This window comes from Paenibacillus sp. MAHUQ-63 (genome assembly GCF_028765165.1).
Taxonomy (GTDB): domain Bacteria; phylum Bacillota; class Bacilli; order Paenibacillales; family NBRC-103111; genus Paenibacillus_E.
This window is the reverse complement of the sequence record NZ_JARADB010000008.1, coordinates 152,763-172,938: the sequence shown is the minus strand read 5'-3', so window position 1 is coordinate 172,938 and position 20,176 is coordinate 152,763. Positions and strand designations below refer to the sequence as shown.

Annotated in this window: 16 protein-coding genes; all 16 read right to left on the bottom strand. The window is 48.7% G+C overall.

Annotated elements, in window-relative coordinates; all coding sequences use genetic code 11:
• Positions 1–7: 7 nt before the first annotated feature.
• Positions 8–1,747 (bottom strand): GTP-binding protein, encoded by a 1,740-nt coding sequence (locus tag PUT07_RS30980; protein WP_274472641.1) that lies wholly within the window; start codon positions 1,745–1,747, stop codon positions 8–10.
• Position 1,748: 1 nt separating this feature from the next.
• Positions 1,749–2,672, bottom strand: a complete 924-nt coding sequence (gene cysD / locus PUT07_RS30975) for a sulfate adenylyltransferase subunit CysD (protein ID WP_274472640.1) — start codon at positions 2,670–2,672, stop codon at positions 1,749–1,751.
• Between the two features lie 619 nt (positions 2,673–3,291).
• Positions 3,292–4,770 carry a sensor histidine kinase gene (locus PUT07_RS30970; protein ID WP_274472639.1) on the bottom strand — a complete coding sequence of 493 codons (1,479 nt, stop codon included), beginning with the start codon at positions 4,768–4,770 and terminating at the stop codon, positions 3,292–3,294.
• Positions 4,761–5,510 carry a response regulator transcription factor gene (locus PUT07_RS30965; protein ID WP_274472688.1) on the bottom strand — a complete coding sequence of 250 codons (750 nt, stop codon included), beginning with the start codon at positions 5,508–5,510 and terminating at the stop codon, positions 4,761–4,763. The genes PUT07_RS30970 and PUT07_RS30965 overlap by 10 nt, the downstream gene beginning before the upstream one ends.
• 267 nt (positions 5,511–5,777) lie before the next feature.
• Positions 5,778–6,656, bottom strand: coding sequence for a hypothetical protein (locus tag PUT07_RS30960; protein ID WP_274472638.1), 879 nt, complete (start codon positions 6,654–6,656; stop codon positions 5,778–5,780).
• A 35-nt stretch (positions 6,657–6,691) separates the two neighbouring features.
• Positions 6,692–7,843, bottom strand: a complete 1,152-nt coding sequence (locus PUT07_RS30955) for a copper amine oxidase N-terminal domain-containing protein (protein WP_274472637.1) — start codon at positions 7,841–7,843, stop codon at positions 6,692–6,694.
• 109 nt (positions 7,844–7,952) lie between these two features.
• The gene (gene glmM / locus PUT07_RS30950; RefSeq protein WP_274472636.1) at positions 7,953–9,311 is read right to left on the bottom strand and encodes a phosphoglucosamine mutase; all 1,359 of its coding nucleotides are present in this window, start codon (positions 9,309–9,311) and stop codon (positions 7,953–7,955) included.
• Positions 9,312–9,335: 24 nt separating this feature from the next.
• A complete protein-coding gene (locus PUT07_RS30945) occupies positions 9,336–10,097 on the bottom strand; it encodes an NTP transferase domain-containing protein (RefSeq protein WP_274472635.1) in 762 nt (253 codons plus the stop codon).
• Between the two features lie 27 nt (positions 10,098–10,124).
• Entirely contained in the window at positions 10,125–11,954 is a 1,830-nt protein-coding gene (glmS, locus tag PUT07_RS30940) for a glutamine--fructose-6-phosphate transaminase (isomerizing) (RefSeq protein WP_274472634.1), read from the bottom strand.
• A 32-nt stretch (positions 11,955–11,986) separates the two neighbouring features.
• A complete protein-coding gene (locus tag PUT07_RS30935; protein ID WP_274472633.1) occupies positions 11,987–13,342 on the bottom strand; it encodes a nucleotide sugar dehydrogenase in 1,356 nt (451 codons plus the stop codon).
• 33 nt (positions 13,343–13,375) lie between these two features.
• Complete coding sequence (locus PUT07_RS30930) at positions 13,376–14,191, bottom strand: response regulator (protein ID WP_274472632.1); 816 nt, start codon at positions 14,189–14,191, stop codon at positions 13,376–13,378.
• 33 nt (positions 14,192–14,224) lie between these two features.
• Entirely contained in the window at positions 14,225–15,673 is a 1,449-nt protein-coding gene (locus PUT07_RS30925; protein WP_274472631.1) for a glycosyltransferase family 2 protein, read from the bottom strand.
• A 15-nt stretch (positions 15,674–15,688) separates the two neighbouring features.
• Complete coding sequence (locus PUT07_RS30920; RefSeq protein WP_274472630.1) at positions 15,689–16,858, bottom strand: HEAT repeat domain-containing protein; 1,170 nt, start codon at positions 16,856–16,858, stop codon at positions 15,689–15,691.
• A 19-nt stretch (positions 16,859–16,877) separates the two neighbouring features.
• Positions 16,878–19,115, bottom strand: coding sequence for a hypothetical protein (locus PUT07_RS30915; RefSeq protein ID WP_274472629.1), 2,238 nt, complete (start codon positions 19,113–19,115; stop codon positions 16,878–16,880).
• A 474-nt stretch (positions 19,116–19,589) separates the two neighbouring features.
• Positions 19,590–19,733 (bottom strand): Fic family protein, encoded by a 144-nt coding sequence (locus PUT07_RS30910; protein WP_379241031.1) that lies wholly within the window; start codon positions 19,731–19,733, stop codon positions 19,590–19,592.
• Between the two features lie 114 nt (positions 19,734–19,847).
• Complete coding sequence (locus PUT07_RS30905) at positions 19,848–20,096, bottom strand: hypothetical protein (protein WP_274472628.1); 249 nt, start codon at positions 20,094–20,096, stop codon at positions 19,848–19,850.
• Between the last annotated feature and the right edge of the window lie 80 nt (positions 20,097–20,176).

Below are 20,176 nucleotides of genomic sequence, written 5' to 3'. Positions count from 1 at the left end.
TGCCGCATTAGAAATTAAGGAATTGTCCACGACTGCTCTCATTGATTAAATATTTGATAATTCGTTTCACTACATAATTTGCAGCTTCCTCGATTGAAAACTTGCTTATATCGACTTCGATTTCCGGGTTCCCAGGCGTTTCATTTGTGCCCGGGCTGCCTGCAAGCGGTCTGTTTACATAAACTTCAATATATTCTTTGCCAATGATGTCGCGCGCGGTTTCTCGGTCGTTTTCGGTAGGGGAATCATTCGATACCAATGCAATAAGTCCAGCATCATTCATCAATTTTGCAACCTCTGCTAACCGCTGCAACGATTCTCCCCGGCCATTCTCGAGTAACATGGTATGGTGGCCTGTCGATACCAAACGTTTTTCAACTTCCTTCGCAAGGGTCGATTTATCCGAAACCGAACCGGTGAACCAGAGCGTTAACGGATTCTGCCCTTTTTGCTGAGCACGAACATCTCTCGTCACTTCCGCTTCCAGCCTTACCAAGTTGGCAGAGCCTTGAAGAGCTTCGTCGATGACACCGCAAGCGGAGGTCATATTCGTTACGCGATCGATCAGAATAAATCCGCCAATGCTTTTATATTGATCAAAAGAATCAATAACAATGTTGTCCGATAAAGAAAATTCACATTTTGCCACTTCATTTTTGACGATATGATCGGCTGGAACTGTCTTTCCAGTATTAATATCGATTTTATGCGTAATTGCCGTTACAGTACCAGGCAGAACTTTCGTTCCTACTTTGACCAAATAATTTTTGCCCGGCGTCAGCACGGAGTCATCCATCCATAGAATCGTGGCGGTGAAACTGTCAGCCTCTTTGATTTTATCGTCTTTGGTAAAGACGCAGCCGCGCGATACGTCAACTTCACGATCCAATTGAATCGTTACAGGCTGTCCGGCGTAAGCCACATCGCGATCTTGGTCCGTCACCAAAATCCGCTTCACTTTCGCTTTCTCATGACTTGGCAGCGTCGTCAGCTCATCGCCGACTGCGATGCTTCCGGCCTCAATCTGGCCTTGGAAACCGCGGAACGTATGGTCCGGCCGGGATACACGCTGAATGGGCATCATGAATTGTTTCGTGTCGTCGGTTTGATGAACATCTACCTGTTCCAAATACGGCAACAAAGCAAGATCTTCATACCAAGGTGTGTTTGGCGACTTTTTGGTAATGTTATCCCCTTCTGTTGCAGAAACAGGGATCACTTGGATGGTTTGAAAGTTGAATTCAGCGGTCATGCGGGAGAAATCCTCTCTGATCTCTTCAAATCTCTTCCGGTCAAAACCGACCAAATCCATTTTATTCACAGCTAATACAATATGTTTAATCCCCATGAGTGCGCAAATCCGGGAATGGCGCTTGGTTTGGGTAATGATCCCTTTGGTCGCGTCCACGAGAATGATGGCAAGATCCGCGAAGGATGCACCAACAGCCATGTTCCGTGTATATTCTTCATGCCCCGGCGTATCCGCTACGATGAACGAACGGTGATCCGTCGTAAAATACCGGTAGGCCACATCAATCGTGATCCCCTGTTCGCGTTCGGCCAGCAATCCGTCAAGAAGCAACGAATAGTCGATCTTGCCGCCGCGGCTGCCAAGTCGGCTGTCCAGCTCCAACGCTTTCTCTTGGTCAGCGAACAAAAGCTTCGCATCATAAAGCATATGTCCAATTAATGTGGACTTCCCGTCGTCTACACTTCCGCAAGTGATAAATTTAAGCAGACTTTTCATCTTAGAAATAGCCCTCCCGTTTACGTCTTTCCATACTTCCAGCCGCCTCTTGGTCGATAACCCGGGTTGTCCGTTCGGATGAAACCGCACCAAGCGTCTCTTCGATAATGGTATCCAGCGTATCCGCTTCCGACTCGGCTCCGCCCGTAAGAGGATAGCAGCCTAAGGTGCGGAACCGCATCTTCTTCATTTCAATTTTCTCATGCGGCTCGAGCTTCATCCGGTCATCATCCACCAGGATGAGATGTCCATCGCGTTCAATGACGGGTCTTTCCTTTGCAAAATAGAGAGGCACAATATCAATATTTTCTCTGCGAATGTATTGCCAGATATCCTTCTCCGTCCAGTTGGAGATTGGGAATACGCGGATGCTTTCGCCTTTGTTGATTCTAGTGTTGAAAAGCTTCCACATTTCCGGGCGTTGATTTTTCGGATCCCAGGCATGGTTCTTATTCCGGAACGAGAAAATCCGCTCTTTCGCACGCGACTTCTCCTCATCACGTCTTCCGCCCCCGAACGCAGCTGTGAATCCGTATTTGTCCAATCCCTGTTTCAGCGCTTGAGTTTTCATAATATCGGTATAAGCGGCACCATGATCGAATGGGTTGATCCCCTGCTCAATACCTTCTTGATTCGAGTGAACGATCATTTCGATCCCGAACTCTTTCGCTTTGCGATCGCGGAACTCGATCATCTCTTTGAACTTCCACGTTGTATCAATGTGCATGAAAGGAAACGGCGGCTTCTCCGGATAGAAAGCCTTCAGCGCCAAATGCAGCATCACGGAGCTATCCTTTCCGATCGAATACAGCATTACGGGATTTTCACATTCCGCCGCCACTTCTCTTATAATATAAATCGCTTCAGCCTCGAGTTGGTCCAGATGCGTCATTTCATGTATAGAATCAAGCATCGGTTTTTGCATGGAAAGGTGCCTCCTTTTAATCCTCACTAAATCTATCGGTATTTCTTATATACTATCAGATTCTAGCTTTTATGCAAAGTGGAAGAAAGTAAAAAATCTAATTTTCTGTGCTTTTCGTTGAATCTAACCGAAAATTACCTATCTTATAGGAACAAATTGGGTTTGTTTTATAATGAAAATTGGGGACGCGATGGTTCGCGGCCCTGGGGAGTTGCATATTTTGTTAGCTTTAATTCAATATTGGTGTAAGTTGTGAATAAATTCCTCATCGTTCTGGAATTATGAATAGGATTAGGCATTCAAAGATCCGGATTAAACCTCATGCTCTCCAGTAAAGCTTGAAACTCCTGAATCGATCCTTTATATGTAACTTCGTAGGAAGAATTCCGTATGCTGTAAAATTGAGATCCTGACTTGAATATGATCAGAGTATCAATTCTTTTGTCCCAATCATGTCTATTTACATACGTTAATTGAATAGCATCCAATCCAAACAACTGCACTTGTTTTTCATCAAGAAAATTAAAAGAGATATGGCGGCTTTTGGATACTTGAAAAAAAACCGCAGAAAAGGAGCCCTCCCTTCTCTGCGGTCTTTCTATCGATAGGTGGATTCGAGCTATCCAACAACGGCCAAATTTGCCAACGGCTGCACATACTGACGGCTGTCATAAAGCGGAATTCTGACCTCAAAGGCGCTTCCGACCCCCAGCTCGCTTCGCACGCGAATGCTTCCATTGTGAAGCTCGACAAGCTCTCGCACAATGGCGAGCCCCAAACCGGATGAGCCTTTATGCTTCACGGGTCTGCCTCTCTCCACTTTGAAGAAGCGCTCCCAGATGAGCCCTTGATCCTCCGGTGATATACCGATTCCCGTATCGGTTACCGTGATGAGGACACACCCTTCCGACGGAACCGCCATCGCCTTCAATTCTATCGTCCCGTTCTCGGTGAACTTAACTGCATTTTTGATCAAATTATTAAAAATTTGTTCCAGTCGATCCGGATCGGCGTGAGCCTGTGGCGAATTTTCATCCACAAGGCAGTGAATAACCGTCCCGCGGAGTTCTGCTTCCGGTTGGAATTTAAAAGTCAGCTTGGACAGCATCGCCTGAACATCGACCGCCAACAACACAAGATCGATTTCCTTATTTTCCAGCTTCATTAAATCGGTAATATCATCGACCAGCCGGTTCATATGAAGGGTTTCGTTATACATGATCTCGTAATATCTTTCCCGCGCTCCTTCTTCGATCAAACCATCCTGAAGCGCCTCCAAAAAACCCTGCATCGCCGTAAGCGGCGTTCGCAGCTCATGGGAAACATTAGCCAAAAAGTCATGCCGCAGCTGATTCAGCTGTCTCTTTTCCAGATCAACGCGCGCAAGCTGCTCCACCATGTGATTAATGGTTGTCGCCAGCTCACCAATCTCGTCTTTGGAATCTATTTGAATTCTCTCGCTGTAATCACCGATGGCAATCTTGGCTGCCGCCTTGTCGATCTGTTGGATGGGTCGGGTAATGGACCAGGATAAATAGGAGGATACACCAAATGAAAAGAATATACCGAGCAAGGTAACCCAAAGAATGGTTTCTCTAAGCTGAGCGATGGTCTCATTCATCCCTTTAAGAGGCGAATGCAGTACAATACCACCGTATACGTCGTTGTCTTTTCCCCATGGGACGGCAATCGAAAGCATGCCTTCCTTAAACCCTTCGGATAGATTCCATATGGCGGGTTCACCATTCAGGACTTGGTTTACAACTTCGGTGCTGACGATCTTGCCTACGTTCACCTCATCCTTTGAAGATGTAGTAACGATGTTTCCGTTCAAGTCAAATATCCAAATACGCGAATCAAAGGCTTCATCGAAAAAGCGCAGCTGCTCCTTAAACCCCTCACTCGGTTCAGTCTGATTTTGAATGGCGAGATTAACCTGCTTGGCTTGCCGGATCATCTCTTTACTTTTGGAGTTGACGATATAATCCTTGGCAAACAACGAAATAACGAGCCCCACCGCACATAGCCCAAGAAGCACCGTAACGATGGAGCTGGTCAACATTTTGCGGAGAATGCTTTTATTTGGATTTAGGAACATGCTGCTACCTCAAATTTATAGCCCACTCCCCAGACCGTATGAATGCAAACATGCTGACACGGGCTTAGCTTTTCACGAAGTTTTTTAATATGAACGTCCACCGTTCTCATATCGCCTAAAAAGTTATATCCCCACACCTGCTCCAGCAGCTGTTCTCTTGTAAACACGCTGCCCGGAGATTTCGCAAAAAATGCGAGCAGTTCAAACTCCTTGGGGCGCATGTCAATTTTCAAACTCCCCGCGAGCACCTCTCGGCGGGTCACATGTATGACTAAATTATCAAACTCATATTGGACAGGTGCATCCACCTCAATAATCGACTGTCCCTTCTGCATTCTGCGAAAAATCGCTTTAATGCGCGCCACCAGCTCTCTCGGACTGAAGGGCTTGGTCATATAATCGTCGGCGCCCAGCTCAAGGCCCAGCACCCGATCAAACTCATCGTTCTTCGCCGTCAGCATAATGACCGGCACATCATAACGCTTGGTAATCTCCCGGCACGTTTCATAACCGTCGAGCCCGGGCATCATCACATCTAGTATCACGATATCAGGCTTAACTTCCGCTAACATGGTCAGGGCCGAGACGCCGTCAGGGGCCTCGATTAATTCGATGAGCTGCTGACGGAAATAGAGCCGGATGATTTCTCTCACATTCGGATCATCATCCACAATCAACACTTTCCAAGGCACAAGCGGTTCACACCTTTCTATGATCCTCTCATAGACTTCTGAAATCATTTCCATTTTAAGGGGGTATTCGAAGTTGTATGATTTATATTGCATAGTAGAAATCACATAACAACCTTTAAGAAATGTGTCAAAAAGCCGCTTTGGAAAGCGCGTTGAATGCCGTCAGACCCCGCGTCATACAAGGAATTTTCCGCTTATCTCTCAAAAAAAAGCCCTCTATAAAAATAGAGGGCTTTACCTTCTGAACAAATGTGAATGAAAAGTGACTCGCTGAGGCTAGATGCTTTGAATGTTTCGGAAAGAAAGGAGTTATTTTCACCACGAGGATAGTGCCGTTCTTTTCCATGTATTAGGTGCCACACAAACATATACATACCCGTCATCCCATGCCATCTCCCCCACTTCTCCGGGGGCAGTAGACGAAGCCGGCGTCATAGATTTCCGGATGCGAATGCTGTCATCACTGACGTCCAGCTTGGTCTTGGCGTCCGAGTTTCCAATACCGATATTGCCGTTGCCGCGGTTAATAGTTAACGGATTGTCCAGTGCTTTACCGTCATCCGAATAACGGATAATTTGCAGATTGGAGCCGGCATTTCCTCCTGTTTCCTCGGAAGTATCTGCACGCATCGCCCAGCGAGGCGTCGTCACATTCCCATCATCCGATTTGGCCCAAGTCAGATCACGATTGACGCCACCGGTTCCGGCAATCCGTAAAATCCCGTCCATCACATTGAAATTAGAGGAATGCGTGCGAATTTCGGCCACATCCTGGTCGAACGGAATTTCCAGACGCGTAAACAGCTCATTTGCGTTTTTGCCGTCAGGTGCCATCGTCGTTTCGAACGACATATGGTTATGATCGTGCTGCTCCGGGTTATTCGCTTTGGCATGCGCGATGATAGCCGCCTTGTCCTTTCCATTCTCATCCAGCCAAGCGATAGCCGGCTTCGCTCGGTCTTTCGTCCACTGCAGCCGAATGAGATCCGACAAATGACCTTCCGAGGAGATCCACTGCTTATCGGTAGAAAGATGAATCCGATCATTATGAGGGACTTCAAGTCCTCCTCCCGGTAAAGACGATTCCTGAAAGGTTCCAGCCGTCTCATGGCCGCTTGCGAAAACAAAAGCCACTCCTGAGACACCGAGCGCCGCACCAGCCAACAGAGTGATCACCAAACCCGTTTTTTTCATTTTGCATCCTCCTCCTTCTTGTTCATCGAACCCGTTCAACGATTAGCGTTCAATAGTTCGATCCATCTCACGTAATCATGGACAGCGATGCCGATATAGCTCGGATAAGGGGAGAGGCTTTCCTTGACCTGTTTCAATTCCGACTCCATAATCGAAGCGTCCGACTTATAAAAGGTCGTATAATCGGCTTCCGTACTGGGCAACGTATCCACTGCAATGACCGCCTGTTTCTTCAGCGTAGCTGCTTCTAAAATGATGGATTTGGCTCTGGCAATGATGCCGTTGTTGCCGAGTGCCGTATTACGATAAGCCATAATGACGACACTATCCGCCTTTTCCAGCAGCCAAGCGCTAAAGGAGTAGCTGGATCCCGGAACGGTACAGCTGTTGATCCAAAAGGGAATATCGTAGGCCATCGTCATGCTGCGATCAGAGCTTTTCACTTCCGATTCAATGAATCTGATTGTATCCATCCACCGTTCGAGCACCCAGGTCTGATTGCTCTTCCACATGTCCAATGTATAGGGCTCAATATCAAAGTGAAAGCCTTGGAAGCGTTCTAGCGCACCTGCCGAAGCGTTATATTGCGTAACCGCTGCAATCCATTGCCGGATATAAATATGGTTGCCTTCATATATCCAATCCGATTTGCCGGCCAGCGCCTCAACCTTGATGCCCTGACCACTCGCTCTGCGGATGAAATTCCGATAAACGTCTTGACCCGGATACGTTTCATAGCGCAGATAAATGGAAGTCAGTTTTTGGTTCGCCGCAAACTGGAGGATACGGTCACCATCCGTCTCAATCAGCTTGCTGTCCCAGATCCAAGTGGACTTTTGCGCTTTGTCCGCCGAAGTTATCAGTACCAAATTCCGTTCTCCCACCCAATCGACATCGGCTCCGAGGCTCTCACTAACAGCTCTCAGCGGAACCATGGTTCGATCATTTTTAAGGACAGCCGGAGAGTCTAATTCCACCTGCTTGCCGTCAACCAAAGCAATCTTCTGGCCAATTGTTAATAATGATGTAGCGTGCTGATTGCGAAAGGTTACCTGTTCCAGGGAATTATCCCATTCCACTTCAGCACCCAGTTTTTCGGCAATTTCTCTAGCCGGCACCATCGTACTACCCGTCTCATCGATGTAAGGCTGGACATCCGTAAAGGCTATCTTTTCCCCGTTGACCACCACCCCAAGCTCAGTGATAAGAGAGTATGCCGGGAGAAATAAAGGAACACTTGTTAAAATTTGCAAAAGGACCAAGCATACAATTGTCTTTCTCATAGGGACTAACGGATTAAACCATGCTATATTCAAGCTCTTCCTTTACCACCTCTACAATGCCTTCAATATAACCGGACAACTCCCTTTCATCCGGTCCTTCCGCCATCACACGCACCAGTGATTCCGTGCCCGAAGGCCGCACCAATACACGGCCGCGACCGGCCATCTCACTTTCCACCCGACGGATTGCGGCATCAATTCGGCGATTGCCTTCCAGCTTGTATTTATTCATCACTCGTACATTAACCACCAGCTGTGGGTATTTGACGACAGGGGACACGAGTTCCGACAGAGGCTTCCCTTCTTGAAGCATGACCTGCAGCAGCTGAACAGCCGATAACAGGCCATCCCCTGTCGTCGATTCATCCAGTAAAATGATATGTCCGGAAGACTCACCGCCCAAGTTGTACCCGCCAATCCGCATCGCTTCCATGACATGCCGGTCTCCGACCTTGCTCTTTAACGAGTCGAGACCGATGGTTTGCAGCGCTTGATGAAAGCCAAGATTGCTCATGACGGTAGAAACGACGGTGTTTTGCCTCAGCCGTCCCTGCTTGGCCAGACGAGCGGCAAGGATATAGAGGATGTGATCCCCGTCCAGAATTTCGCCCCGTTCATCAACCGCAATCAGCCGGTCCGCATCACCGTCGAACGAGAGTCCCGCATGGGCTTGATAGTCCAGCACAGCTTTACGCAGATGTTCCGGATGCGTTGACCCGCAATCCTGATTAATATTTAAACCGTCCGGCTGATGATACAAAAGAATGGTCTCTGCACCCAATTCTGCGAATAGCTGCGGAGCTAGCAAGGAAGCCGCCCCGTTCGCGCAATCAAGCACGATCTTGCAGCCTGACAGCGGCGCCGCAGCCGTCGACTTCAAGTAGCTCACATAGTCCTGCGCACCCTGCGGATCATCACGCAGGGTGCCAATTCCCGCTCCCGTAGGGCGGGAAATCCAATGTTCGTCACCCTCCAGGCGGCTCTCTACCTCCGCTTCCCACGCATCCGGCATTTTGAATCCGTCCCTGCCAAAAAATTTAATCCCGTTGTCCTCCACCGGATTATGAGATGCCGAGATCATCACCCCTGCATCCATACCTGAGTGCCGTGTGACATAAGCCACACCCGGCGTCGGTAGTACGCCCAGCCTTACGACATCCGCTCCAGTGGATAACAACCCGGCAGCCAAAGCTGCTTCCAGCATGTGCCCGGAGATGCGGGTATCCCGTCCGATGACGACGGTAGGCCGAGTACTTTCACGGCTGCGGGATAGCATGTAGCCAACAATAAGCCCTAATTCAAAAGCCAGCTCTGGTGTTAACTCGCGGTTGGCAACCCCTCTGACGCCATCCGTACCGAAAATAGCTCCCATATCTGCTTTCCTCCCTATGACTTATTATGCAAAAATCCCCATGTGTTCATAAAAGGCACGATTCGCCTCCTCCAATTGTTCAGGAGTGTTAATCCCCATCACCTCTGTCGGATCCCCGAGGATCATCGCCTCAAATCGCTTTTGGCCGCCGGAAATACCGGTCTGTCGCATCACCTTCACGACATCGGTCAAGTAGTACTCCTGCTGTGCATTATCATTGGCAATGCCAGGGAGCGCTTGAAACAAGCTTTCATTATCGAAACAGAAAATCCCCGTGTTAATTTCGTTAATCCATTTCTGCTCAGGCGTTGCGTCCTTCTCTTCAATGATATCGACAACTTCGCCGCTCGAAGGATCCCGGATAATTCTTCCGTAACCGGTTGGATCCTGAACGATCGCGGTCAATACCACACCAGCGCTTGTGTTTGCCCGCTGGGCCGCCAGCAGCCGTTCGATGGTAGATTGCCTGATAAGAGGCGTATCGCCCGTAAGCACCAAGGTCGATCCGCTGCGGTTACTGAGCAGACGCTCAGTCTGATGAACGGCGTGTGCCGTTCCAAGCTGATTCTCCTGCTGTACGTAGGTAACCCGCGTTCCCAAGCACTTCTTTACCAGCTCTCCCCGATGCCCGATCACTGCCAAAATCCGAGCGATAGGCATCGCTTCCAGCTTGCTCACCAAACGGCTGATCATCGGTACGCCTCCGACGGGATGAAGCACTTTGGGCAGCTCCGACTTCATCCGTGTGCCTTTCCCTGCAGCTAACAAAATAGCGAATGCTTCCATGTGGTGGTTCAGCTCCCATCCGGATGGTTATTCAACCGTCACGCTTTTGGCCAAATTGCGCGGTTTATCAATATCGTTCTCCAGAGCCAGGGAGGCGTAATAGGAGATTAACTGAAGCGGCACGACGGCCAATATCGGTGCCAAAAGCTGAAGGGATGGCGGGATGAAGCAGATTTCATCGACCGCATTAAGCAGCCCCACATTGCCTTCTACCGTAATCCCCATGACATGTGCTCCGCGGGCCTTGACTTCTTTAATATTGCTAACTGTTTTTTCGTATAGATCCATTTGTGTAGCCAGCGCAATCACCGGCGTATCCTTCTCGATCAGCGCCAATGTGCCGTGCTTTAGCTCACCGGCTGCATAAGCCTCCGAGTGGATATAAGAGATTTCCTTCAATTTGAGAGAGCCCTCAAGCGCAACGGCGTAGTCCAAGCCCCTTCCGATAAAGAATAAGCTGTCCGCATCTTTGATCGATTCTGCATACAGCTTCACTTCGTTGGCGTTTTCCAGCACCTTCTCCACCTGAACGGGAAGTGACTTCAAGCCTTTGACCAGCTCCGTATGAAGCTCGGAAGACAGCGTCTGTCTTTCCTGGGCCAAGTAAATGCTGAACAAATAGAAAGCGAGCAACTGAGCGGTATACGCTTTAGTCGATGCCACTGCAATTTCCGGACCTGCCTTCGTTGCGATGACATAGTCCGCATCTCGCGCAATTGAACTGGTTGGCACATTCGTAATGGCTAATACTTTAGCGCCTTGCCTTCTGCTCTCTTGCAGGGCAGCAAGCGTATCCGCCGTTTCCCCAGATTGGCTCACGACGATGACGAGCGTCCGGTCCGTGATGATCGGATCACGATATCTGAATTCCGATGCGATATCGCACTGCACCGGGATTCGCGTTAGCTTCTCAAGGACCGTGCTGCCGACAAGTCCGGCATGATAGGCGGTGCCGCAAGCCACGATAAAGATTTTATCCACATGTTGGAACGTGCCTGCTGCGTGCGCCAATTCCGGGAAACTCACTTCGTCCTGGTCATTGATGCGCCCGAGCATCGTACCCCGCAGCGTTAACGGCTGTTCGTGAATTTCCTTCAGCATGAAGTGCTCAAACGGCCCCTTCTCCACCTGATCTGCGCTCCAATCGATATGCAGCAGCTTACACGCCGCCGGCTCCCCTGTCTCGACCTTCGTGATGGAGACACCCTCCTGTGTAATGACGGCCAAATCGCCATCTTCCAAAATATATACCTCACGGGTATGCTCAATAAGAGCAGAGATGTCCGACGCAATGAAGTATTCTCCCTGACCCGCACCAATAACGAGCGGACTCGATTGTCTGACTGCGATAAGCTTATCCGGCTCATACTCCGTCATGACACCAAGGGAATAAGCCCCTTGCAGTCTCTGAATGACCGCAAGCATGGCGGTGAAGATGTCGCCTTCGTAATGCTCGGCCAGCAAGTGAGCAATCACCTCGGTGTCGGTCTCGGAAGTAAAGGTGACGCCGTTATCCTCCAGCTCTTTCTTCAGCTCCATGTAGTTTTCCACGATGCCGTTATGTACGACAGTGAATTTACCCGACATATCCGTATGGGGATGGGAGTTGACATCCGACGGTCTGCCGTGAGTAGCCCAGCGCGTATGCCCGATACCAATCGATCCTATCAACGGTTGCTTATCCAGCTGAACCGATAAGTTGGCCAGACGTCCTTCCGCCTTGCTAATCTTGACCTGATCCTGCACCAGCACCGCGATCCCCGCGGAATCATACCCTCTATACTCCAGCTTGCTTAATCCGTTCAACAGAATTGGCTGTACGTCTCGCCTTCCAATATACCCTACAATGCCACACATCGTTGTTTTCTCCTCTCTCTTCTAGGATGAGTTTAAACGCCTACAGCAAGCCTCACTTCTTGCTTGCGAATACCCGTACCCAATTTATAAATATTGTCACCTTGAATATCTACAAAAGCGTTGCGCGTATCGATGATCGGCACGCCCAGCTCCGCGAGTTCACGGTTATTGAAGATGCGGTGATTCGTGATCAGAACCATGCAGTCATATTCGGTAAAAGCGGACAGATCATAGTTCACAGATTGTACCGTATCCTCTTCTTTATCGAGGAAGGAAACGGCATGCGGATCATAATAGTCCACATGTGCTCCGCTCTCCCGAAGAAGCTCGTACAGCTCCAGCCCCGGCGATTCACGGAGATCATCCACATCCGGCTTATACGCCATGCCTAGAATAAGAATCTTCGAATTGCGGATGGATTTCGCATACATATTGAGAACCTGCGAAGCTTTATACCGGACATACTCCGGCATATTATCATTGATGGATTGCGCCAGCTCGATAAACTTGCTGTAGAAGCGGAATTCCTTTGCTTTCCACGATAAATACATCGGATCCAGCGGGATGCAGTGACCGCCGATGCCAGGTCCCGGATGAAATGGCATAAAGCCGAACGGCTTTGTCGACGCAGCCTTAATGACCTCCCAGACGTCAATGTCCATTTTGTCGCACATCATGGCCATTTCGTTAATGAACGCAATGTTAATACTGCGAAACGTATTCTCCAGCAGCTTGGACATCTCCGCTACTTTCGGCGAGGAGACAGGTACGACGTCCTTCACTACATGGCTGTATAAGGTTACGCCGAGGTCGATGCACGCTTCCGTCGTACCGCCGATAACCTTTGGCGTATTAAAGGTGTTGAATTTGGGATTACCAGGATCGACCCGCTCCGGCGAGAAGCAGAGGAAGAAATCCTTGCCTACCTTGAGTCCTTGCGCTTCCAGCTCGAACTGGATGAGCTCCTCCGTCGTTCCCGGATAGGTGGTGCTCTCCAGGATGATCAAAGCTCCTCGCTTGAGATTTTTCTTGATTTCCCGGACTACACTCTGAATATAAGAGGTATCCGGATCTTGGTTTTCACTGAGTGGAGTCGGTACGCAGATGCTGATCGCATCCAGCCTTTGAACCGTATGGTAGTCGTCAGTCGGAATAAACCGGCCGGACTCGATCGCTTTCACCACTTCTTCGTTCGGAACGTCTTGAATATACGATTGGCCGCTTTGAAGTGACTCTACCTTCCGGAAATCGAGATCGATGCCGTATACCGTAAACCCGCCCTTCGCCATCTCCATGCATAGAGGCAGCCCTACATAGCCGAGGCCGACGACCCCGATCTCGGCTGTTTTTGTCTGAAATTTATGTTTTAAATTGTTATATGCGTTCATTATGATTCTATCCTCCTATGTTTTACACGTTTATTAGCCCAGACGGGAAATCAGCTTTTTAATTCTCCACTCCAGCTCCGAAATGGAGAAGGGCTTCGTCACATAATCGGATGCGCCCAATTCAAAGGCACGGTCCATACTTTTCGGCAGCTGCTTATCCGTAAGAACGATTACTTGTCCTTCGCTGGCATAATCCCTCTTGATTTTGTCGATCAACTGGTACCCGTCAAGAATCGGCAGGTTCAGCTCCGTGATCACCAAGTTCGGCATTGTTTTCTCAAATTTCTCGAGCGCTTCACCGCCGTCCTTGGCCTCTTCTACCTTGTAACCGTTGATCTCAAGCCGCAGCTTGACAAACTCTCTGCTCACCTCGTCCGGATCGGCAATGAGAATCGATGTAATTCCCTGCTGAAGCCCATGATTCATGAACAGGTGAATATCTCTGCTCTCCCCTTTCCCTTGCAGCGACGTATGGAGCAGCTGTGACATCGACTGTTCCGTCAGTTCTCCACTCTCCGGGAAGCTGGCGACTACCATCTGGCCTTCGAGCAAGTCTTGCTGTTCCAGGAACTCTTTGAGCACGAGCGATGTATAATGGGTATTGATGAGCTTTTGCCCAGACAGAACGACTCCGAGAAGCCCGCTTTGATCCAAGTAGAAGCAATGAAGCGGTATTTCCGGCTCAAAGCCGCTCATATAGGACTGCATTTTTTCCAGCACCTTCTGGCCCACCGCTGCGCATGGCGCAAGAATCATCCCGCATTGAGCACCCTTTTCATAGGAAGCCTGAACTCTTTCTGCTAATTGCAACACTGCTTCTTGAATCGGATCATGAACTAATACCGCCATCTTCTCCACTCCTCTTGTCTTTGTTTAGGATTGCTATTTATTAAAATTGGTACGGACCATCGTTCCCCACGAGTTGTTATTACGCAGGAATTGGACATGTCCGCTTAACCTCCACCAAACACCAATTTGCCGATACCCTACAAACATTAAGAGAGAATACAAGATCATTTTGTTCAGGTCACCCAGCTTGGGATATCGGCTGAAGGCCGTCTCTTCAATAAACAAGGCCCCCAGGCTTAAGGCAAAGCAGGAGAATAAATTGACTAACGAAAAGATAACAACGGTGTACCAATCCGTCATATTCAGCATCCAGTAGCCCAATATCGCCAACAGGCCGCTGAGGCGGAAATACGGGTTCAGTGTTTCAAACACAATGTTATAGGGAAGTGTCAGCATCCCGAATATTTTGTATTTCGGGCGCAGCACCATGTGAATCCCTTCCTCAATCATATTCTTCAGATTTCCCCGCCCCCAGCGCTTGCGCTGGCTGCTCAAGATCCGGTACGAATCAGGGGCTTGTGTCCAGCAAACGGCATCCGGGCAAAACGCTACCCGGTATGGGATTTTATTCTCCAAGCAGTGACGGTGAAGCTTAATCACAATGTTCATATCTTCACCGGGGTAGCCCCCGCGGTAACCGCCGACGGCGATGATCATCTTCTTTTGAAACACGCCGAAGGCTCCCGAGATAATAATGAGACCATTGACGGCGCTCCAGCCGATCCTGCCGCCGAGGAAGGCTTTCGTATATTCGACATGTTGCAGTGCCGGCAGCAGCTTACGAGGAAATTGAACATCCTTCACAATGCCGTCTTCCACCGTGCAGCTGTTCACGATTCGAACATTGCCCCCAACGGCGACCGTCTCCTCGGGGTTCTCCATGTATACCCGGGCAATCCTTGTTAAGGCGTCCTTTTCAAGCAAAGAGTCCGCATCAATCGTGGAGATCAACGCATAGTGGGAAAGGTTAATGCCTGCGTTTAACGAATCCGCCTTCCCTCCATTTTCTTTATCAACTAAATATAGATTGGGATACTCGGGATTATGGTACACTCCTCTAATTTTTCCGGTCTTAATGCTGCTGGAATGCACCGGATGAATCAGCTCCAGCTTGAATTCTTCAAGCATGCACTTCAAGGTCTGGTCCTGAGAACCGTCATTGACGACGATCACCTCATATTCCGCATAATTGAGCGCCAGCAGCGACCTTACGTTCTCAATAATCGTTAACTCCTCGTTATAGGCCGGTACCAACAGGGAAACCGGCGGGAGCTGACTGGAACTGGATAGCTTATTGATCCGATTGTACTGGATTCCCCGCTTGATTGAGAAAATATGCCGAATCGAAAATCCGAAAATAAAATAATAGAGCAGTGTGACGAGAACAACGTAAAAGAGCGCAACGAAGCTGTAATAGAGCAAAAACTCCCTTAGTCCTTTCAGGAATGAATCCAACACCACTTGATATCCAAAAACCCACATGTCTACACAACCCTCCTATACGACACGATATATACGTTTAGACCTGCGAAATATTTTGTCATAGGTGTACATCAGTGTGTTATATTGCATGAGCTTATCCCAGTTGTGCAGCTGCATAGACAGATGCTTGATCTCATCATCAATCAGCTGCTGCATGAACTGCCCGCGTTCCGTACCTTGAACCGCTGCTGCATGATCACAAAGCGCCACCATACCTTCTTCTCCCATACGGAGCAACCCTTTGGCCGACGCATACACGATTCGCTGATCGGTGTCGCTCAGACTGGTTCTCATCAGCTCAACGTAAGCCGTATTTTTGATGTCGGCCAAAGCCTCTATCGTCAATCGGCGAATGTTGAGATTTGGATGACTCAGCAGCTTGCTAACGACGTTTCTAGGCAGCAGACGGGAGCTTTTCAGGTACAAATCCACCGCTTTGATTTGAATGTCTTCATGCTCGGAATCCATGAGACGATAGACCGCAGAGGCCGCTGCCGGATCGGTGTAGACATGGAGCCCGATCAGCCCAATCCGAACGTAAGCCGGATTCTCATGACTCACATAGCCCGTGTATAAGGAACCGGCATCCACTTCCGAATCGGCTATCATATTCACAATCAGCTCGTAGCATTTCTTGTTGTGCTGAAGTAGAATCTGAACCATTGCTTCGAGCTCCTGCTGGCTGCGGGCACACTTGGCGACCGCTCGGGCTACGACAAACAGAGCCGAATTGAGCGGATGCTCCTTTAGCATGTTCAGTAAAGCCGGCACCGCCTCCTTCACCCGCATGCATCCCAAATGATAAGCGGCATCTAGCTTCACCCGATAAGATCGGCTGTTAAAGCGCTCCAGATGGTGCTGCACGAGCCCCAGATCTATGCAAAGTCGCACCAGCTTACGCCGCTGTTCGTCCGAGAAGCATTCCATCATATCATTCAGCTTCTCCTGCATCGCCTCCCTTTCCACCATGTTCATCGTCCAGGGAGGGACCCTTAACGGCTCCATCCCATCCAGATTGGCTTGAACATAAGTCAGGTAATCCTTGAACTTCGTTTGGAATCGGTCGTTCAGTTTTCTCCTTCTAATACTTCTCAACTTGATGACATAAATGATGACCACACAAACCAGATTAAAAGCCAAAATGAGATATAAAGCTTGTATGGCTGCATTAAGATTGGTGTACACTCCTGCACTCTCCTCTGCTTCAGCTGCCCGATTGACCGGTACTGGTAACGGGACCGTTAATCTTATGCAACGCCTCTTTCATCATGTAGTAGCTTTGTTTCGGCCGTTCCACGTAATCAACCTTATCCTCCCAGCGCTGCCATGTGTATAACGGCATAGCGGACACCTGCACCGGCTGCGCCGCGGCCGAGTTGTCCTGGCCAACGACTTGATCATTCTTCACAATCCACGGAACAAGGCGAACTCCTTTCACTTGCGTCACTTCAAATTTATTCTTGCTCGGCGGGTTATAGTTGATAACGCTCAGAGAGCTTGGATCGCTGAATCCCAGAAGCATCCACGGTATACGCATTTCGAGCACCTGCCCTTGAACCTGCCACATCGCCTTCGAATTGTATTCAGGACGCGACGGATCGCTGTAACCTCTCTCTAATATGCCAACCTCTACATCCCCGAAGGGGTGGTTCACCCGGGAGTCCGGATATTCCAGCAGATAATTGACAGCCATCTTCCAAGGCTTGAAAATCCCCGAGTCATCCTGCTTCTCCTTCGGATCGATGTCCGGCAGTCCGGAACGCTCATACAAGCGGGCATGAACATCGTAATTGGAAGCGATCGTCATCCGTCCTTTATTTTCATCCGACAGCTCAATTAATGTTTCCAATCCTTCATCAAGTGTCGTGCCGTGAAGTTCCGGTCCGTGACGATTGCCACCGGGAAGCGTATCCGCCCCGAAATAGATGCTTTCCTTTGACGGGTCAAATGGCTCGGTTAGCTTGGCCATCAAGTAAAGGTAGCCTTCGTCATGCGTGGCCCAAATCTCCTCAAAGCCGGGAACCTGCACATCGAGCTTCTTCTTTTCCTCCAGCTTGTTCCAATCCGTGGCGTCCCCATCGATGTGAATATCATCGTCTTTGCCTGGGAACATCCCGAGTACCCCGAAGAAAGACTCATTCGTCAGCGTGTTATACCAGTACGATCGGCGATCCGCTTCATCGTAACGTTGGGTGTTCCACGTCTTCTTAAACCATTCGTCCTGCCACGTGAACAAAACCGCTCCGGAGTAGCCGGACCCGTGGATCTGCTGAAGCAATTCCGCATCGATCTCTCCCTGCTGCTTCTCGTTATGACCGCCTTGATTGCGGCCGAGCGTGCCCAAGTGGGCTACGCCCAAGGAAGCCGGCACACCATATTCCGTAATCATGACCGGCAGATTGGGATGCGCTTCTTTTAATTTATTCAGATAGGTGTAGTAACTATCGATTTGTCCTTTGCTGTTGGTCATTTCCTGAAACGACTTATCAAATGTAAAGAAATCCGGATAATACGGATACACATGATACGAGGCAAAATAGCCCGCCTCCCAATCCGCCGCCTCAATATGCGTTGGATCGACGCTAACCAAATCCTCTTCAACGAGCGGCTCGCCCGGATGCTTGAGCGGGTCCGTCGTCACCCAATTGGCGAAGGCCACGGGATGCTGCCAGCCATACTGAATTTCCGTTTGCGCCGCCGTGTCGACCATCAAGGCCAGCCACTTCTCAAAAGCGTTCGCTCCCGGTTTATTGCGGAAATATTTCCCCGCATAGTCTGGGGTGTCCGCGTGCAAATCATTGGTCCCCTTCACCATCTTCGGATCCCATTCCGTCCCGACAATCCAGCCCATGAGATAAGGACCTGCATTATATTTATAAGCACCTCCTGCTTTTCCCGAGTGCGGCTCGGGCGTGAGTGTCGTTTGTCCATAAACCGCCGCAACCGCGTCTTTAATCTCTTGCTCGAATTTCTGCTTGATCTTGGGATCGAAGGCATCTTGCCCTTCAATCAGCTGTTCCTCGGGGCTCCAAATGCCCTGAAGGAAGAAAAGCGGATTTTTCTGATGTTTCATGTTGTATTTGGAAAGCGCCTCATAAAACTCAGGCATCATGATCGTATACACACGGATCACATTCGCCCCCATGTCCTGAATCATGCCGAACCATCTCTCGTATTCGTCCTCCGAAATGGCAAGTTCACCGGGAAAATGCCCGGGGATCGTCGCCCCCATATTAATCCCTTTGGCGAAATAGGGCTGCCAGGCTTGATTCGTGTACTCTTCTACATTCGTTCCTACGGTCCTAAACTTGACATGTATGCCGCTAGCCAACGTCGTGCTTTCGATTCTGACCAAAAGCGGACGCAGCCAATAATAAAACGCACCGGCTACAATCGCAATGACAAGACCTATCTTTACCAACAATTTGAGCCACCGGCGCATTCTATTCACCTTCGATAATTTGCTGTGAGTTGTGCTGTCTATTGTCATGTTACGACAGGAAAGTACAGTTTGTCTGTTTTCAAAGTGTTAAACATTATGATCATTTCAAAATCATTGTGTTCCTTATTTGAATTTTGTTATCAAAGATTTAAAAGATTGTGAGAAAATCGTTAAAATATGATAATTTTACTTAAATAGAATAGTTACAGAAAAATATAAGGAGTAAATTTAGCGGATATTGCGTTAACGCTTTTGGCAGGATTGCATGGTGGTTATTATTTTGACAGGGGGCGAAAATATTGGGGGAAGTATTCTATGAGAACGCCTAGCTAAAAAGCAAAAACACCTGATTTGGGCATCAGGATTGGCAATTTCATTATCAGAACCTCTTTTAATGTATACCTTCATATATATCACACGAATGAAAAAATAAAAAAGCCAAAGATGAAGGTTAAATTCCTCTTCTCTGGCTGTTCAAATTAAATTCATTAAAAGCCGGGCTGTGCGCGCATTACCATCAGAAAATGGATGGATATAAACATGAAATTCCGCGGCTAGTTCAACCGGGTGCAATTTATTTTCAATATACCATTGAACCAATTGTTCTATTTTTCCCATTAAATAAAAGCCTCACGCTAAGTAGAATATAAATCCATTTAACTACCTGTACGTAACTTGGAACATATAGAAAAGGTTAAAAAGCAGGCCGGCTTAATTACTCGCTTTGTGTAGTTAAGCTTTTAGCTTATTCTCGAGTATCCCCTTCTCCAGTCTCAAATGAAGCAGCTCCGTCTCCAGGTCCTGCCCGATCGTATGCACCGCGGTGACAATGTCCTCTGCCGTGAGGATGTGAATCGAATCTGCTTTATGAGTGATATATTCTAATATGATGTCGATGAATTCTTTGCAGAGGCTGATTCTTTGGGTTAGGATGGCTTCTTCTTGCAGGGCTTCATCGTATTTGGTTTGGGTTTGTTGCATGAACGTCACCTCATATTTTATACGCATATGCGTACCAGTTTAAGGAATATTATATGGTACGTTATCGCGTATAGTCAACA

Excerpts from the sequence above, each read along its gene's own strand:
- glmS (WP_274472634.1), bottom strand. The coding sequence starts at position 11,954 with ATGTGTGGCATTGTAGGGTATATTGGAAGGCGAGACGTACAGCCAATT.
- PUT07_RS30945 (WP_274472635.1), bottom strand. The coding sequence starts at position 10,097 with ATGGAAGCATTCGCTATTTTGTTAGCTGCAGGGAAAGGCACACGGATG.
- PUT07_RS30980 (WP_274472641.1), bottom strand. The coding sequence starts at position 1,747 with ATGAAAAGTCTGCTTAAATTTATCACTTGCGGAAGTGTAGACGACGGG.
- PUT07_RS30930 (WP_274472632.1), bottom strand. The coding sequence starts at position 14,191 with ATGGCGGTATTAGTTCATGATCCGATTCAAGAAGCAGTGTTGCAATTA.
- PUT07_RS30910 (WP_379241031.1), bottom strand. The coding sequence starts at position 19,733 with ATGGGAAAAATAGAACAATTGGTTCAATGGTATATTGAAAATAAATTG.
- PUT07_RS30935 (WP_274472633.1), bottom strand. The coding sequence starts at position 13,342 with ATGAACGCATATAACAATTTAAAACATAAATTTCAGACAAAAACAGCC.
- PUT07_RS30925 (WP_274472631.1), bottom strand. The coding sequence starts at position 15,673 with ATGTGGGTTTTTGGATATCAAGTGGTGTTGGATTCATTCCTGAAAGGA.
- PUT07_RS30965 (WP_274472688.1), bottom strand. The coding sequence starts at position 5,510 with ATGATTTCAGAAGTCTATGAGAGGATCATAGAAAGGTGTGAACCGCTT.
- PUT07_RS30905 (WP_274472628.1), bottom strand. The coding sequence starts at position 20,096 with ATGCAACAAACCCAAACCAAATACGATGAAGCCCTGCAAGAAGAAGCC.
- PUT07_RS30915 (WP_274472629.1), bottom strand. The coding sequence starts at position 19,115 with ATGCGCCGGTGGCTCAAATTGTTGGTAAAGATAGGTCTTGTCATTGCG.
- glmM (WP_274472636.1), bottom strand. The coding sequence starts at position 9,311 with ATGGGAGCTATTTTCGGTACGGATGGCGTCAGAGGGGTTGCCAACCGC.
- PUT07_RS30960 (WP_274472638.1), bottom strand. The coding sequence starts at position 6,656 with ATGAAAAAAACGGGTTTGGTGATCACTCTGTTGGCTGGTGCGGCGCTC.
- cysD (WP_274472640.1), bottom strand. The coding sequence starts at position 2,672 with ATGCAAAAACCGATGCTTGATTCTATACATGAAATGACGCATCTGGAC.
- PUT07_RS30970 (WP_274472639.1), bottom strand. The coding sequence starts at position 4,770 with ATGTTCCTAAATCCAAATAAAAGCATTCTCCGCAAAATGTTGACCAGC.